11 protein-coding genes are annotated in these 16,555 nt (G+C 66.0%); 3 read left to right on the top strand and 8 right to left on the bottom strand.

The annotated features are described in order from the left end of the window. Positions 1-67 precede the first annotated feature (67 nt). The 6 genes from WC729_RS00575 to WC729_RS00550 all read right to left on the bottom strand — a co-directional run bounded on the left by WC729_RS00575 (position 68) and on the right by WC729_RS00550 (position 13,657). The gene (locus WC729_RS00575; RefSeq protein ID WP_372848459.1) at positions 68-8,563 is read right to left on the bottom strand and encodes a beta strand repeat-containing protein; all 8,496 of its coding nucleotides are present in this window, start codon (positions 8,561-8,563) and stop codon (positions 68-70) included. 341 nt (positions 8,564-8,904) lie between these two features. Continuing rightward, positions 8,905-10,323: a M20/M25/M40 family metallo-hydrolase gene (locus WC729_RS00570; RefSeq protein ID WP_372848457.1), complete on the bottom strand. Its 1,419-nt coding sequence runs from the start codon at positions 10,321-10,323 to the stop codon at positions 8,905-8,907. Between the two features lie 207 nt (positions 10,324-10,530). Next, on the bottom strand, positions 10,531-11,460 hold the full coding sequence (locus WC729_RS00565; RefSeq protein WP_372848455.1) for a class I SAM-dependent methyltransferase: 930 nt from the start codon (positions 11,458-11,460) through the stop codon (positions 10,531-10,533). 50 nt (positions 11,461-11,510) lie between these two features. Continuing rightward, positions 11,511-11,651, bottom strand: coding sequence for a hypothetical protein (locus WC729_RS00560; RefSeq protein WP_372848453.1), 141 nt, complete (start codon positions 11,649-11,651; stop codon positions 11,511-11,513). Between the two features lie 14 nt (positions 11,652-11,665). After that, positions 11,666-11,887, bottom strand: a complete 222-nt coding sequence (locus tag WC729_RS00555) for a hypothetical protein (protein WP_372848451.1) — start codon at positions 11,885-11,887, stop codon at positions 11,666-11,668. Positions 11,888-12,088: 201 nt separating this feature from the next. Next, the gene (locus WC729_RS00550) at positions 12,089-13,657 is read right to left on the bottom strand and encodes a von Willebrand factor type A domain-containing protein (protein ID WP_372848449.1); all 1,569 of its coding nucleotides are present in this window, start codon (positions 13,655-13,657) and stop codon (positions 12,089-12,091) included. A 211-nt stretch (positions 13,658-13,868) separates the two neighbouring features. On the opposite strand from WC729_RS00550, the gene WC729_RS00545 reads away from it, so the two are divergent. Further along, positions 13,869-14,195, top strand: a complete 327-nt coding sequence (locus WC729_RS00545) for an Mpo1-like protein (RefSeq protein ID WP_372848447.1) — start codon at positions 13,869-13,871, stop codon at positions 14,193-14,195. Here WC729_RS00545 and WC729_RS00540 read toward each other — a convergent pair whose 3' ends face one another. Continuing rightward, a complete protein-coding gene (locus WC729_RS00540; RefSeq protein WP_372848445.1) occupies positions 14,196-14,591 on the bottom strand; it encodes a type II toxin-antitoxin system VapC family toxin in 396 nt (131 codons plus the stop codon). Then, positions 14,588-14,860, bottom strand: coding sequence for a type II toxin-antitoxin system VapB family antitoxin (locus tag WC729_RS00535; RefSeq protein ID WP_372848443.1), 273 nt, complete (start codon positions 14,858-14,860; stop codon positions 14,588-14,590). The genes WC729_RS00540 and WC729_RS00535 overlap by 4 nt, the downstream gene beginning before the upstream one ends. Before the next feature lie 119 nt (positions 14,861-14,979). On the opposite strand from WC729_RS00535, the gene WC729_RS00530 reads away from it, so the two are divergent. Beyond that, complete coding sequence (locus WC729_RS00530) at positions 14,980-15,972, top strand: cysteine synthase A (protein ID WP_372848441.1); 993 nt, start codon at positions 14,980-14,982, stop codon at positions 15,970-15,972. Between the two features lie 49 nt (positions 15,973-16,021). Beyond that, entirely contained in the window at positions 16,022-16,327 is a 306-nt protein-coding gene (locus tag WC729_RS00525; protein ID WP_372848439.1) for a hypothetical protein, read from the top strand. Positions 16,328-16,555: the final 228 nt, after the last annotated feature.

Below are 16,555 nucleotides of genomic sequence, written 5' to 3'. Positions count from 1 at the left end.
AAAAAGGGGCGGTGGGCGATCGAACCATCGATCGCCCACCGCCCCGAATGCGGCCAGAAGAGCCGGATCAGAAGTTGAACCGGATTCCTGCGTTGGCGCTGAAGCTCTTGAGCTCCGAGCTGTCGTCGATATTGCCGGCGATAAAGGCCGAGATGCGGCCGTTCCGCGCATGGCTCATGACGCCGAACGAGTAGCGGATCGCGTCGTCCCAGGTCGCGGTGTCGAGCGCGAAGACCGTCGCCGGGGTGCCGAAGCTGAAGCTGCCCTGATCGCCGCGCGACCAGTTCTTCAGGGCCGAGGCGCTGACGAAGGGCTCGACCACGATCTTCTCCTCGCTGCCGGCGCGGTAGGACACGCGGAGGCCGGCCTGGCCGACCTTGGTCTTGTCCTTGCCCGGCATATAGGCGCTGATCGCGTCGATCGTCAGATTGTCGATCGAGCTGTCGGCATAGTTGAAGCCGATGAACGGCGTCGCCGCGAAGCCCAGCGCACCGCCGAAGCGGTAGGAGGCGTGGACCGAGCCGGCGGTCGCGCTGCCGTCGAGCTTCTGCGGGGCGCCGGTGCCGAACAGCGAGGGCAGGACGACATCGTATTTGCGCCATTCGCGGCGGATCGTGCCGTCGAGCGTGAAGGCCCCGTTGCTGACCGCGAGATAGCCGCCGGCAAAGCTCGTATCGACTGCCACGCGTTCCACGCCGGCCGAGGTGGCGCCGTCATACCAGCCGCCAAGCGCGCCGACATGCAGGTTCCAGTTGCCGCCGAGGGTGATGCCGAGGTCGGCGCCCATCTGGATCGCCTGATGCTCGGTGCGGATCCGGCTGGCCGAGCTGAGCACGACGCCGCCGCCGGTGATGGTCGAGGCGATGACCTGCTTGGTGTGGCCGGTGGCGCCGCGCATCCACAGGCTGAAGCGCTTGTCGCCCGGGGCTGCGTCGGTGCGTGAGGTCACATAGGGGCTGATCGGCTCGTCGAGCAGCAGCGATGCGGCCTCGGCGACATAGCTCAGGTTGCCGAGCGACGTGGCGGACGGGTTGATCTGCTGGATCAGGCCGAACTGGGTGGTGCTGCCGGCTTTCCGCCCGAAGCTTTCGAGCACGAAACCCGTGGTCGGGAACACCGTGTTCGAGGTGAAGGCAGTGGCGGGTGCGCCGCCCGAGGCCGTCACCACCGGCAGGAACCCGCCGGGGACGAAGGCGCGGGCGCCGACGCGGTTCATCGTCACATTGGTGTTGCCCGAGGCCGTGCCGCCGATGTTCAGGCGGTCGGCGGTGGCGGTGACGGTGCTGTAATCGGCGAAGAACTGGCCGCCGCCGCTATAGGCGCCGCCGACCGTGACCACATTGCTCGTCAGGTTGTTCTGGGCATTGATGATGCCGGTATTGGCCATCGTGCCGTTGGTGGTGAAGCCCCCGGCGCCGGCGAAGTTGATCCAGCCCGTATTGGTGGTGTTGCCGAGGAAGGTGACGGTGCCCCCGGCGCCGATATTGGCGGTGCCGGCGTTGACGAAGTTGGTCGAGGCGCTGGAGGCGCCGGACCCGAAGTTCGCCGTGGCGCCGAGCGCGTTGGTGATCGTCGAGGTCGCGACGTTCGAGCCGGTGACGTTGACCGCGCCGTTCAGCGTGCCGGTGTTGGTCAGCGTGAAGCTGCCACCGGTGAGCGTGGCGATCACCGCGCTGCCGGTGCCGGTGAGCGTGCCGGCATTGACGACCGATCCGCTGCCGGTGCCGGTCGCCGTCATCCGGATGCCGGCGGTGCCCGAGATCGTCCCGGCATTGGTGACCGCGAGCGCCGCGTCGACGCTGCGCAGGTCGATGCCGATGATGCCGGTGGTCGTGCCCGAACCGACCTGGTTGACGGTGAGCGCGCCGACGGCGCCGACCCCGGTCGAGGTCAGCCGCACGCCGATATTGTCGCCGTCGACCAGGCCGGCATTGTTGACGGTGATCGCCCCCGAGACGGTTGCCTGGTCGATGCCGACGAGCGGGTCGATCACGCCGGTCGTGCCGATGTTGGTGACGATGTTGCCGATCGTCGAGGTGCTGCCGATGCCGGCGGCGCCGGCGTTGATCCGGCCGTTGACGTTGATCGTCGTGGTGCCCGAGGACACGCCGCTATCGGTGCGGATGCCATAGGCGGTCGCCGTATTGGCCGTGATCGTGCTGCCGCCAGTCAGGGTGACGTTGATCGTGCCGGTGTTCGCCGCAGCGGCCGCGTTCACGGCGATGATCGCCGAGTTGCCGGTGGACGTGACACTGCCCGTGGTCACTGCGATGTTGCCGCCGTTCGACCGAGCAAAGACACCGTTGCCGGTGGTCGCGGTGACCGGGCCGACCGTGGTGACCGTCGTCGAGCCCAGGCCGAGATTCTCGGCATCGATGCCGAATTGCCCGGCGACAGATCCGTTGGTGGTCACGGTGACGTTGCCGGTTGCCGCGGCGGGAAGGATCGCGGCGACCACGCCGGCGTTGCCGGCCTGGACGTTGCCGTTCGCCACGACGGTGACGGAACCGGTGGTCGACAGGCTCTGCACGTCGATCGCATCGCGGGTCGCGCCCGTGGCGGTAACCGCGCCGGTGGTGACGCTGATGCTGCTCCCGATCGCCGTATCGCGAACGAGGATGCCGTCGCCGCCGGTCGCGCTGCTCGCGCCGGAGATGTTGACCAGGACACTGCCCGCGCCGTTGTTGCGGATGTTCGCGCCGTCGCCGTTCAGCCCGACGAACCCGCCGGTGCCGGTGACCGCGATGTTGCCGGTGCCGCCGGTCCCGCCCACGAGGGTCAGGCCGCGCGTCGCGCCGGTCACGGTGTTGGCGACCGCGACGGTCACCCCGCTGTTGCCGGCTGCCATGATGCCTTCGGCGGCCGTGCCAGTGACGGTGCCATTGGCAGTGACCCCGACCGTGCCGGAGCCATTGTTAAGGGCGAAGATGCCGGTCGTTCCGGAGGTTGTGCCGGCAGTGACATTGACCGCACCCGTACCCGCCGCGGCGACCTGTTGAGCGACGATTGCGGCGGCGCCGGTGGAGGAGACGCTGCCTGTGGCGACCGTGACGTTGCCGCCGGTAGCCAGCGCGAAGATGCCGTTGCCGGTGGTCGTGGTGACCGGGCCGACCGTGGTGACGCTGGTCGAGCCAGTGCCAAAGTTCTCGGCATCGATGCCGAACCGGGCGTCGATCGATCCGTTGGTCGTCACGTTGATGTTGCCGGTTCCCGCGGCCGGGAAGATCGCGGCCACTACGGCGGCATTGCCGGCCCGAAGGTTGCCGTTGGCCACGACCGTGAGGTTGCCGGTCGTCGAAAGGCTCTGGACGTCGATCGCATCCATGCCGCCAGCCAGTGCGGTGACCGCGCCAGTGGTGACGCCGATGTTGCCGCCGATCGCGGTGTTGCGCACCACGATGCCCTCGCCGCCGGTCGAGCTGCTCGCGCCGGAGATGTCGACCGTGACGGTGCCCGCGCCGTTGTTGAGGATGTTGGCCGCATCGCCGGTGCCACCGACGAACCCGCCGGGACCGGTCACCGAGATGTTCCCGGCGCCGCCGGTGCCGCCAATCAGGCTCAGGCCGCGCGTTGCGCCCGTCACCGTGTTGGCGACGTTGACCGTCACCGCATCGTTGCCGCTCGCATTGATGCCCTCGGCGAGCGTGCCTGTGACCGTACCGTTCGCGGTGACGCTGAGCGTGCCCGGGCCATTGTTGAGCGCGAAGATGCCGGTCGTGCCGGATACGTTGCCTGCGGTCACATTGACCGCACCCGAACCCGCCGCCCCACTATGCTGCGCGACGATCGCAATATTGCCGGTCGAGGTGACGTCGCCCGCGTTCACCGTGACCGCGCCGGCTGTCGACAGCGCGAAGATGCCGTTGCCGGTCGTCACGTTAACCGGGCCGACCGTGGTGACACTGGTGGAACCCGTGCCGAAGTTCTCGGCATCGATGCCGAACCGCGCGTCGATCGAGCCATTGGCCGTCACGTTGATGTTGCCGGTCGCGGCCGCCGGGAAGATCGCCGCCACCATGGCGGCATTGCCCGCCTGGATGTTGCCATTGGCGACCTCAGTGATGTCGGCGGTCAGCGACTGGGTCTGGACGTCGATCGCGTTCTTGCCCAGCGTCAGCGCGGTCACCGCACCCGTGGCGACGCTGATGTCGCCACCAAGCGCGGTATCGCGAACGATGAAGCCATTGCCGCCAGCCGAGCTGCTCGCGCCCAAGACGTTGACCGTGACGGTGCCGGAGCCATTGTTCGTGATGTTCGCCGCATCGCCGGTGCCGCCGACGAACCCGCTGCCGGTAACCAGGATGTCGCCGCTACCGCCGGTGCCGCCGACAAGCGTCAAACCGCGCGTAGCGCCGGTCACCGTGCCGAGAGTCAGGATCCCTACCGCGTCGTTGCCGGTTGCGACAATGCCCTCGGCGCCGGTCCCGGTCACATTTCCCGTCGCGATGACGCTGGTGAAACCCGTGCCCGAATTTGTAGCTTCGATACCGGTCGTACCTGAGACATTGCCGGCGATAATGTCGATATAGCCAGCACCTGCTGCCTTCGTCTGGCGAGCGATAATGGCGGTGTTGCCGGTCGAGGTGACGTCACCCGCGGTCACGGCGACATTACCGCCGCTGGTCCGCGCGAAGATGCCGTTGCCGGTCGTCACATTGACCGGGCCGACCGTGGTGACATTCGTGGAGCCCGACCCGAAGTTCTCTGCGTCGATGCCGAACCGCGCGTCGATCGTGCCATTGGCGGTCACGTTGATGTTGCCGGTCGCCGCAGCATTGAGAAGCGCCGCCACCATGCCGGCATTGCCGGCCTGGATGTTGCCATTGGCGACCTCGGTGAGGTTGCCAGTCAATGTCTGGGCCTGGACGTCGATTCCGTCCTTGCCCGCCGTCAGCGCGGTCACCGCGCCGGTAGTGATGTTGATACTGCCGCCGATTGTCGTGTCGCGAACGAAGATACCCTCGCCGCCAGCCGAACTGCTCGCGCCCGAGATATCGACGATGATAAAGCCACTGCCGTTGTTGAGAATATTGGCCGCATCGCCGGTGCCGCCGACGAACCCGCCGGCGCCATTCACCACGATGTTGCCGCTGCCGCCGGTCCCACCGACCAGCGACAGGCCGCGCGTCGCGCCGGTCACCGTGTCGCCGACCGTCACGAACACGGCGTCATTGCCGATCGCCTTGATGCCTTCGGCGAAAGTACCGGTCACCGTGCCGTTGGCGACGATGCTGATAGAGCCAGCGCCGAAATTATGCGCATCGATGCCCGTCGTGCCCGAGACATTACCCGCGGTCACATTGACTACGCCAAGACCGGCGGCCTTGGTCTGCTGGGCGATGATCGCGGTGTTGCTCGTCGAGGTCACGTCGCCCGCGGTCACGATGACATTGCCGCCGGTCGCGAGCGCGAAGATGCCGTTGCCGGTCGTCACATTGACCGGGCCGACCGTGGTGACACTGGTGTGGCCCGAACCAAAATTCTCGGCATCGATGCCGAACCGCGCATCGATCGACCCATTGGCGGTCACATCGATATTGCCGGTCGCGGCGGCATTGAGAATCGCCGCCACCATGCCGGCATTGCCGGCCTGGATGTTGCCGTTCGCGACCTCGGTGATGTTGCCGGTCAGCGACTGGGCCTGGACGTCGATGCCGTCCTTGCCTGCCGTCAGCGCGGTGACCGCGCCCGTCGTGACGCTGATATTGCCGCCTGCGGCCGTATCGCGAACGAAGATACCTTCGCCGCCGGCCGAGCTGCTCGCACCCGATATGTCGACTGTTACGGTGCCGGAGCCGTTGTTGAGGATGTTGGCCGCATCGCCAGTGCCACCGACGAACCCGCCGGTGCCGGTCACCGAGATGTCGCCGGCGCCGCCGGTGCCGCCGACCAGGCTCAGGCCGCGCGTCGCGCCGGTCACCGTGTTCCCGACCGCCACAGCCACGCCAGCGTTGCCGACAGCCTTGATGCCCTCGGCGAAAGTGCCGGTTACCGTGCCAGTGGTGCCGATGCTGATCTCGCCGGTGCCGAAGTTACGCGCGTCGATACCCGTCGTGCCCGAGACATTGCCTGCGTTCACACCAACGACGCCACTGCCGGCGGCCTTGGTCTGCTGCGCGATGATCGCGGTGTTGCTGGTCGCCGTGACATCGCCCGCGTTCACCGCGATATGGCCACCGGTCGACAGCGCGAAGATGCCGTTGCCGGTCGTCACATTGACCGGGCCGATCGTGGTGACAAAGGTGTTGCCCGACCCGAAGTTCTCGGCGTCAATGCCGAACCGCGCATCGATCGAGCCATTGGCGGTCACAGCGATGTTGCCGGTGCTTGCAGCGTTGAGAATCGCCGCCACCATGCCGGCATTGCCGGCCTGGATGTTGCCGTTCGCGACCTCGGTCACATTGGCGGTGAGCGACTGGGTCTGGACGTCGATGCCGTCCTTGCCCGCCGTCAGCGCGGTGACCGCGCCCGTGGTGACGCTGATATTGCCACCAGCCGCGGTATCGCGAATGACGAAGCCCTCACCGCCAGCCGAGCTGCTCGCGCCCGCGATGGCGACCGTGACGGTGCCGGCGCCATTGTTCTTGATGTTGACCGCATCGTCGGTGCCACCGACGAACCCGCCCGCGCCGAGCACCGCGATATTGCCGGTTCCGCCGGTCCCGCCGATCAGGCTCAGACCGCGCGTCGCGCCGGTCACCGTCTGATTCACCGCCACGAGGACGCCGGCGTTGCCGTTCGCCTTGATGCCCTCGGCGAAAGTGCCCGTTACCGTGCCAGTGGTGCTGATGCTGATCGCGCCGGTGCCGAAGTTACGCGCGTCGATGCCCGTCGTGCCCGAGACATTGCCCGCGGTCACGCCAACCACGCCAGTGCCGGCGGCCTTGGTCTGCTGGGCAATGATCGCGGTGTTGCCGGTCGAGGTCACATCGCCCGCATTCACGATGACATTGCCGCCGGTCGACAGCGCGAAGATGCCGTTGCCGGTCGTCACATTGACCGGACCAACCGTGGTGACAAAGGTGTTGCCCGACCCGAAGTTCTCGGCGTCGATGCCGAACCGGGCGTCGATCGACCCATTGGCGGTCACATCGACATTGCCGGTGCTTGCAGCATTGAGAATCGCCGCCACCATGCCGGCATTGCCGGCCTGGATGTTGCCGTTCGCGACCTCGGTGACGTTGGCGGTCAGCGACTGGGTCTGGACGTCAATGCCGTCCTTGCCAGCCGTCAGCGCGGTGACCGCGCCCGTGGTGACGCTGATATTGCCACCAGCCGCGGTATCGCGAATGACGAAGCCCTCACCGCCAGCCGAACTGCTCGCGCCCGAGATGTCGACTGTTACGGTGCCGGAGCCGTTGTTGAGGATGTTGGCCGCGTCGCCAGTGCCACCGGCGAACCCGCCGGTGCCGGTGACTGAGATGTTGCCAGTGCCACCGGTGCCGCCGATCAGGCTCAGACCACGGGTCGCGCCGGTCACGGTATCGGCGACGTTCACCGTCACCGCGCCGTTGCCGGTCGCCTTGATGCCTTCGGCGAACGTGCCGGTGACGGTGCCATTGGCCGTGATGCTGATTGCGCCAGTGCCGTTGTTGAGCGCGAGGATGCCGGTGGTGCCGGAGACGTTGCCTGCGGTCACGTCGACATTGCCCGCACCCGCAGCGCTGGTCTGCTGCGCCACAATCGCGGTGTTGCCGGTCGAGGTCACGTCGCCTGCGGTGACGGTGACATTGCCGCCGGTGGCCAGCGCAAAGATGCCGTTGCCGGTGGTCACATTGACCGGGCCGACGGTGGTCACACTGGTGGAACCGGTGCCGAAGTTCTCGGCGTCGATGCCGAACCGGGCGTCGATCGCGCCGTTGGCGGTGACGTCGATATTGCCGGTCCCCGCAGCCGGGAAGATCGCGGCCACGATGCCGGCATTGCCCGCCTGGACGTTGCCATTGGCGACGATCGTGACATTGCCAGTCAGCGACTGGCTCTGAGCGTCGATTCCGTCCTTGCCGCCGGTCAATGCGGTGACGTTGCCAGCGGTGATCGAAATGCCAGTGCTCGTGGCGACGTCGCGTACGGTGATACCTTCGCCCGACGCCGCAAAGACGTTGCCGGAAACGTTGATGTTGACCGAACCCACGCCGCCCGTCTGCACCGCATCGAGCGCGTTGCCGGCGCCGTTGTTGGTGATGCTGCCACCGGTGTAAATGATCGGGCCGCCGGCCGCCGTCAACGACAGGGCGGCCGTGCCCCCTGCGGTCGGCGTATTGCCGGCATCGACGCTGATCGTGCCGTTGTTGGTGACGGTGATCCCGCCGGCGGCGGTGTTGGTGACCGCAAGGCCGTTCCCGCTCACCGTCGTTCCCGCGTCGACATTGAGGATGATCGGCGTGGCGATCGGGCCCGAATAAGCGCGGTCGTTGGGCGGATTGGCGGGATAGGTCGTGTCGGTGGTAACGGTGTTGTCGCACACGACGGTGACGCCACCCACGAGGCAATCCGCCCAGGCCTGTCCCGGCGTCAGCAGGCTCGCGCCCGCAACGACGGCGGCACCGATAGTGGACCGCAAGGCGAGCCGACTCGCCTGCGAGCGCAGGTTCCTTTGCAATGTCGATTTGTTGGAAGCCTGACCGGGAGTCGTCGTGGAAAGACCATCGAGGTTCTGTACGCACACCATATATCTGCCCCTTTGTAGTGCAGCGAAATAGGTGCGACCCCGGATCATGCCGAAGCTATATTATTGTTTTTCCGAGGCCCCTATCGACGAGGCATTGATCTGAGTCAACCGAGTCGGACTCATGGCGGCGCGCGCCAGCGACATCTTGCACCAGTAACGGTTCCTTCTCCGCTTGCCCTAATCGAAGATATTCTTCGGTTTTCCGAATTGAAAGCGGCCAGGTCGACTCGACCCTAGTCCTGCTGCGCATAGGCCTTGACCAGGTCGAACAGGAAATCCCGCCCGACATAGACCGAGCGCACTTCGCGCCGTTCGTTCAGGCCGTGGGTGCCGTTGCCGTCGGGGTCGCTCCAGCCGCCGGGTACGCCATAGGTCGGGATGCCGATCGGGGCGATAAAGGTGGCGTCGGTCGCACCCGTCATCATGGCGGGGATGAGCGACACGCCCGGGAAATACCGCGAGACGAGTTTTTCCGCGGGGCCCATGATCTTCGGGTCGAGCGGCGGGGGGACGGCGACGGGGCGGAGGCGGCCGACGAGAGTGACCTTCACCTTCGGGTCGCCGATCGCCGTGATCAGCGCGGCGCGGGTGGTGTCGGCATCCTCGCCGGGGACGATCCGGCAGCTCACCGTCGCCTTGGCCCGTTGCGGCAGCGCGTTCACGGCGTGCCCCGCCTCCAGCATGGTCGCCACGCAGGTGGTGCGCAGCATCGAATTATGGGTGCGGTCGGACGACACGATCGCCTCCGCGGCGCGATCGGCCGGGTTGGCGGCGAGCGCGACCATGGCGCGGCCGACGGCGTCCTTCTGCTCGGCGCCGGCTTTCGCGAAATAGGCACGCGTGGTGTCATTGAAATGGACCGGGAATTTGTAGGCGCGCAGCTTTTCGATCGCGTCGGCGAGCTCGTAGATGGCGTTGTCGTCGATCGGGATCGAGCTGTGGCCGCCGATATTGGTCGTCTCCAGCTCGAAGGCGCGATTGGATTTCTCGCCAATCTGGATCGCCTGGCTAACGACCTTGCCATGCCCGTCGGTGGTGCCGCCGCCGCCTTCGTTGAGCGCGAATTCGGCGGCGATGAGATCGGGCCTGTTCTCGGCGAGCCATTGTGCGCCGTTCATGCGGGCGCCGGATTCCTCGCCGCAGGTGAGGGCGAGCTTGATCGTGCGCTTGGGTTTGTAGCCCTGCTGCTTGAGGCGGATCAGCGTGTCGACCCAGACCGCGACCATCGCCTTCATGTCCGAGGTGCCGCGGCCGTAGAAATAGCCGTCTTCCTCAATGAACTTGTAGGGATCGCGCGTCCAATCCTCGCGCCGGGCATTGACCACGTCGAGATGGCCGAGGAGGAGCATCGGCTTCGCTTTGGGTGAGGTGCCCGGGAGTTGGGCGACGAGGCCGCCGTCGAGCGGGAATCCGTCGACCTTGAACAGAGTGACCTGATCGTCGGTGTAGCCGGCAGCCTTGAGGCGGGCGGCCATCTTCTCCGCGACGGCGGTGCAGCTGCCGGTGGACACCGACGTGTCGGTCTCGACGAGTTCCTTGTAGAGATCGCGGAAGGCCAGCTGGTCGGGGCGGGGGGTGATCGCCTGAGCGGCGGCGGCGTGGGTCGCGAACAGGGCGAGGGCAGTGGCGGCAGCTGTGGCGAGCGATTTCATGCGATGTCCCCCGGGGTGTCGCGGCGAGGCTAGGGGGGCGGTTCGGGGGGTGTCAAACGCTTCTGGTGGGGCGGGTTCACTTACCTCCGTCATGCCGGACTTGTTCCGGCATCCACCGTTCCACGAGAGCCTCGGTGCCTGGTTTGCGGCACGGTGGACCCCGGAACAAGCCCGGGGTGACGATGGGGGTGGGGCAGGGCGCCCGCCTCAGTCCGAAGCCCCACCCACCAGCAGGATATGCGCAGCGCGATCGATGAAGGTCGGATCGCTGGCGCAGAAATGTTCGAGGCGGGCGAGGCTGGCTTCGAGCGCCAAGTCCTCGGTCGCCGGGTTCCAGTCGCTTTCCGTGCGGAAGCGGCTGTGGAAGACGTCAATGCCGGCGATCTCGCGGATCGCGCAATGCGGGGCGAATAGCGCGCGGAACTCGCGGGCGCTGAACAGGTGAAGGCCGAATTCGAGATGGCGGCCGTCGACCAGGTCGATCTCCAGCCGATCATGGGCATGGTCCTGATGGAAATGGCGGACCTTCTCCATGCCGGAGATGAAGATCGATGGGAGGCTGCCAGTCGAGCGGACGGTGGCGATCAGGGCGCCGTCCGTGACCCGGGCCAGCGCGCGGGCGACCGCGGGGAGTCGCGCAGGGGCGACATGGTTGAGCACGCCGTAGAGACAGAGCGCGAGGTCGCAGGCGTGGCGGCCTTCCTGTTCGAGCGTTTCTAGGATGTCGCCGACTGCAAAGGTCAGGCCGATGCGGGGATCGGTGACATCGGTGGCAGCCTGGCGGGCGAGGCCGATCATTGCGGGGGAGATGTCGATGCCGTGGCCCTCGATTGCGGTGAAGCCGAGCGCGCGGGCGCGGGTGACGGTGCGCAGCAGCCAGGTACCCGGGCCGCAGCCGAGATCGAGGATGCGGATGGCGTGGCGGCCCTGGGCGCGCAGTTCGATCAACGCCTTGTCGATGCGCTGCCACAATTCGCGGTCGGCGAAACCGTAGCGGCCGGAGAAATCACCGTCGCCATCGGCATAGTCGCGATAGTCGATGCCGGCGGCGTCATAGGCGAGCGCGATTTCTGTGCCGCCCGGTAGCGGGTCGGGGTCGGGAATGGGGGCGTCGAAAGCGATATGGCGGGTTGCCATCGGATGCTCCTGGAGAGGGGATATTCAGTTGTCGGCGTTGCGGAACGGCTTCAGCGATAAGGGTCCCTGAATCCGAGCGTGACGTCCGGGCGCGGCTTTCGCGCCGGGCTGAGGCGGCAGGCCAGAGCGAGGGCGATCAGCGCGAGGCCGATCAGGCCGATCACCAGCAGGCCGGTGAGATCCGGTGTCATCGTCTTCCTCCATGTCAGGCCGCGAGGGTGGAGGTGAGCGGGGCGCTCACCAGCTCCACCGTCGCGCCGGGGAAGGCGTGGCGTTCGAGGCGGGCGAAATGGAGGGCGGCGTCGCGCGAAATAAACACGCCCTCGATCAGGCCGTGATTTTCCTGGACCATCCAGCGGCCGCGGCGATCCTGCCCGACCTGGAGGATATGGGGTGTCGCACCGGGATCGGCGGGACGGGTGTGCATCGAGATGCTCCTGCGCCGGCAATGGGGCCGCCGGCACGGCACGGCGCGCTGTCGCGTCGTGGCCCTCAGATAGGCGTGAGGGGCGTTAAGCTTCGAGGGCGAGCTTGGGGCGTTCGCATAAGGATCGCGTAAAGAGCGGCCGGGGTTGGACATTTCCCCGGCCGCTCCCTGCTGTGGTATCGCGACGCTTTCCGGACCTCCCTAGCCGATCCAGTTGCGGCGCGATTCCGCAGGCACTTGTCCCGCCTCGGCGAGTTCGGTGAGCTTGACGAATTCCTGACGCCAGTAACCGTCAGGATTGCCGGCGAGGCGGCGGATATCAGCGTAGCCGATGTCGCCGAGCCGCGTGTCGCCGCGCAGCTTTTGCCCGAAGGCGGCGACCGCGGTGGCGAAGGCCATGTCGCCCTGGGGCAGGGCACGGGTGGCGAGCTGCGTGGCGGCAACCGGACGTTCGATCAGGCGCGACGTATCGCCGTTGGGCAATTTGTAGCGCAGGCGGACAAAGGCCATTTCGCCGTCCTGTTTGCCCGTCACGGCCGCGCGGCGGTTGTCGGTGTAGCGGCGGTCGGAGAGCCAGCCCTTCGTGCCGGCGGGGACGACCTCATAGATCGCGGTGACCTGATGGCCGGCACCGATGTCGCCGGCGTCGACCTTGTCGTTATCGAAATCCTGTTCGGCGAGCGCGCGGTTCTCATAGCCGATCAGGCGGTACTGGCTGACATAGGCCGGGTTGAACTCGACCTGGACCTTCACGTCCTTGGCAATGGTGAAGAGCGTGGAGGAAAGCTCCTCGGACAGGACCTTCTTCGCCTCCATCGCGCTGTCGATATAGGCATAGTTGCCGTTGCCGAGATCGGCGATCGATTCCATCAGCGAGTCGTTGAGATTGCCCTGGCCGAAGCCGAGCGTGGTGAGGGTGATGCCGTCGTCGCGCTCATGCTCGATCAGTTTCTCGAGCTCGGTCTGGTCAGTGATGCCGACATTGAAGTCGCCGTCGGTGGCGATGAGGATGCGGTTGACCCCGTCCTTGATGAAATTCTCGCGCGCGATGGAATAAGCGAGCTGCAGGCCTTCGCCGCCGGCGGTCGAGCCGCCCGCGCTGAGATCGTCGAGCGCGGCCTTGATCTCGGACGGGTCGCTGGTGGAATCGAGCACCACGCCGGCCGCACCGGCATAAACGACGATGGCCACCTTGTCCTCGCGGCCGAGATTGTCGGCGAGGGTGGAAAGCGCCGATTTGACCAGGGGCAGCTTGTCGGGCTCGTCCATCGAGCCGGATACGTCGACCAGGAAGACCAGGTTCGCGGCCGGGCGGCGGGCATAGGGCAGGTCGTAGCCGCGCAGGCCGATGCGCAGGATCTTGGTGTCCTGGTTCCAGGGCGACTGCGCGACGTCGGTGGTGACGCTGAACGGCGCTTCGCGGTCGGCGGGCAGGGGATAATCGTACCGGAAATAGTTGATCATCTCTTCGGTGCGCACCGCGTCGACCGGCGGCTTCTGGCCCTGGGTGAGGAAACGGCGGACATTGGCGTAAGCGCCGGTGTCGACATCGACCGCGAAGGTCGAGACGGGGGCGTCGGCGACCATGTGGACGGGGGAGATGGCGTTGGGCTTGTACTTCTCGCCGCTGGCGTCGGTGGCGAGCGCCTCATCCGCCACGGCACCGCCCGTTTCGTAGCTTGGGGTCGAATAATTGCTGCCGCCGGGCTTTTCACAGCCTGCCAGCAGTGCCGCCATCGCCACGCCGCACAGAATCGTCTTGGACTTCATGACATGCTCCCTAGTCAGGTTTGCCTTATTTAGGCCGTATTGTGGCCATGTTTGTGTCACGACTGTTTTGGCTTGGCAAGCGTTTTCCTATCTCATCGGGGGAGATTGGATTTATGACGGAAAACTGCCGTTTTCGACGAAGATGCTCGCCCTTATAGAGGGGACGAGATTCCGGTCGACAGGTGCCGCTACAACGCTAGAATCCTTCCTCATGGCAAAGCAAATCACCACCTATGCCGCATTCTGGCCTTATTATCTGCGCGAGCATGCGAAGCCGGAGACGCGGCGGCTGCATTATGCCGGGACGGCGCTGACCTTCGTTTTTCTGACAGTGGCGCTGATGAAGGGCGGCTGGTGGTGGGCGCTGGTACCGATCGCCGGTTACGGCTTTGCCTGGGCGGCGCATTTCGGGGTGGAGAAGAACCGCCCGGCGACCTTCACCTACCCGCTCTGGTCGCTGTTCAGCGATTACCGGATGTTCTTCCTGTGGCTGAGCGGGCGGCTCGGCCCGCATTTGCGCGCGGCGGGCGTGGCCTGATCAGAGCGCGGGGACGATATCCGTCTTGGCGAAGTCGTTGCCCTTAAAGAGCAGCGGTTCGCTGGTCGTCTTGGCTAGGGCGTAAGCGAAGCAATCGCCGAAGTTCAGGCGGGCGGGATGGCGAGTGCCCAAGCCATAGCGGCGATACGCCTCGCGCGCTATCTCGGCCTGCTCGACGGTGACAGGTTCGATGGAAATCATCATCTGCCGAACAAGCTGTTCCGCGAGGTCCCATAGCGCTCCATCGGCCGTGCGCGTGACAACCGCTGCCAGCTCGATCCAGTTTCCGACCGATAGGCGCGGAGGAGTGCTCGAATCGGCCAAAGCACCGGCGAACAGTTTATCGTCCTCCTCTTCGAGAAGGATCGACATGATTGCCGATGAATCGACGATCATTTGAAGGAGCCGTCCTCGTTGTACAGCAGATCGCCATGCGTCAACGACAGCTCCTGGTCGCGGAATTCCGGCTTGAGATGAGCGCGCGCGCCGCGAACCAGCGCCAATATCTCTTCCGCAGTCGCGCGACGTTGCGGTTGTACGGTGCGTGCCCTTCGTTCTTGAAGCGCGATGCGGACCGCCTGGGTAACGCTCTCGCCCATCTCGGCGGCGAGTTCGCGGGCCAGCCTAACGGTCTCTTCGTCCTTGATGTTGAGCTGCACGCCCATGTTTCTACCTCCGAGCAAGAAAATTCTACCATGGGCGCGACGAAGCGACAACGGCGAACTTGGCGGCCCAATGATTCAGCTTGCTTGCCCGCCGCGCGATCGCGCGCCATCTAGGCGCCATGCACACCGCCCCCAACACGCTCGCCCTGATCGGCAACACCCCGCTCGTCCGTCTCAAGGGCCCCAGCGAGGCCAGCGGATGCGACATCTTCGGCAAATGCGAGTTCGCCAATCCGGGGGCGTCCGTGAAGGATCGTGCCGCTTTGTTCATCGTCGAGGATGCCGAGGCGAGAGGGCTGATCCAGCCGGGCGGGACGATCGTCGAAGGGACTGCTGGCAATACCGGTATCGGCCTCGCGCTGGTCGCCAATGCCAAGGGCTACAAGACCATCATCGTGATGCCCGAGACGCAGAGCCGGGAGAAGATGGACACGCTGCGCGCGCTCGGTGCCGAGCTCGTGCTGGTGCCGGCCGCGCCTTATTCGAACCCGGGGCATTTCGTGCACACCTCGCGGCGCATCGCCGAGGAGACGCCCAATGCGATCTGGGCCAACCAGTTCGACAATATTGCCAACCGCCGCGCGCATATCGCAGGCACGGCGGAAGAAATCTGGACTCAGATGGACGGGCGGATCGACGGCTTCACCTGCTCGGTCGGGACCGGCGGGACGCTGGCCGGCGTGGGGCTCGGGCTGAAAGCCAAGGACGAGAATGTCTGCATCGCATTGAGCGATCCGCACGGCGCTGCGCTCTACGACTATTATGCCTGTGGGGAGCTGAAGTCGGAGGGGAGTTCGGTCGCGGAAGGGATCGGGCAGGGGCGGATCACCGCCAATCTGGAAGGCGCGCCGATCGATACGCAATTCCGCATCTCCGACGAGGAGGGCATGGAATGGGTGACGCGGCTGCTCGACGAGGAAGGGCTGTGCTTGGGGCTGTCGTCGGGCATCAACGTCGCCGGTGCTGTGCGGCTGGCGCGGGAGCTTGGCCCGGGCAAGAGGATCGCGACGATCCTGTGCGACACTGGCTTTCGCTACCTCTCGACGCTCTACAATCGCGCCTGGCTCGAGTCGAAAGGCCTTACCGTTCCGGAGCGGCTGAAGCGCGAATAGTCGAGCCATCGACAAGACTCTTTTCATGCGTTACATTTATGCCACACGTATGAAAATCATCGCTCAAGATCCGGCGCAGACGTCGCAGCGGGTGAAGGTCGGGATGATCGGCCTTGCCGCCGTCCTGCTTCTCATCGGGCTGGCGGCCGCGATCTTCTCCACCGCCAGCAAGGAACGCCCGCTGATCGTGGTCGGCGGCGCGCATCCCGATGTCGTCGCCAACATGGCGGCGGGCAACCAGGCCCTGCCGGTCGAGGGAGCGAGCAGCGAGCCGCTCGCCGAGCTCGGCGTGGCGCCGAGCACCGCGACGGACGTGAACGTCGCGCAGGCGTCCAACAACGCAAAGCCCAAATGAGCCCGATCTCTCCGGTACGGCCGACGGCGCCGGCGGGGAGAATCGGGGAGAACACGCCCGGGCCCCGGGGCGATCCGGGGAAAACGCCCCCGAAACCCCGAGACATCCAGAACACACCGAGAACAGGTTGAAATGACTAGAATTAATTCCCCGGAGAATCGAAGCCATTAGGGCTTTTGCCCCGATTTTCCCCTGATTTCCCCTTGAATCCCCGGTAGCCCCGAGTTA

The sequence above is a fragment of the Sphingomonas sp. genome, from assembly GCF_041661825.1.
Lineage (GTDB): Bacteria > Pseudomonadota > Alphaproteobacteria > Sphingomonadales > Sphingomonadaceae > Sphingomonas.
Note: the sequence above shows the minus strand (reverse complement) of the source record. Positions and strands in the feature narration are given on the sequence as shown.

Coding starts and splice junctions, on each gene's coding strand:
- WC729_RS00555 (WP_372848451.1), bottom strand. CDS start 11,887: ATGCACACCCGTCCCGCCGATCCCGGTGCGACACCCCATATCCTCCAG.
- WC729_RS00570 (WP_372848457.1), bottom strand. CDS start 10,323: ATGAAATCGCTCGCCACAGCTGCCGCCACTGCCCTCGCCCTGTTCGCG.
- WC729_RS00550 (WP_372848449.1), bottom strand. CDS start 13,657: ATGAAGTCCAAGACGATTCTGTGCGGCGTGGCGATGGCGGCACTGCTG.
- WC729_RS00530 (WP_372848441.1), top strand. CDS start 14,980: ATGCACACCGCCCCCAACACGCTCGCCCTGATCGGCAACACCCCGCTC.
- WC729_RS00545 (WP_372848447.1), top strand. CDS start 13,869: ATGGCAAAGCAAATCACCACCTATGCCGCATTCTGGCCTTATTATCTG.
- WC729_RS00535 (WP_372848443.1), bottom strand. CDS start 14,860: ATGGGCGTGCAGCTCAACATCAAGGACGAAGAGACCGTTAGGCTGGCC.
- WC729_RS00560 (WP_372848453.1), bottom strand. CDS start 11,651: ATGACACCGGATCTCACCGGCCTGCTGGTGATCGGCCTGATCGGCCTC.
- WC729_RS00525 (WP_372848439.1), top strand. CDS start 16,022: ATGAAAATCATCGCTCAAGATCCGGCGCAGACGTCGCAGCGGGTGAAG.
- WC729_RS00540 (WP_372848445.1), bottom strand. CDS start 14,591: ATGATCGTCGATTCATCGGCAATCATGTCGATCCTTCTCGAAGAGGAG.
- WC729_RS00565 (WP_372848455.1), bottom strand. CDS start 11,460: ATGGCAACCCGCCATATCGCTTTCGACGCCCCCATTCCCGACCCCGAC.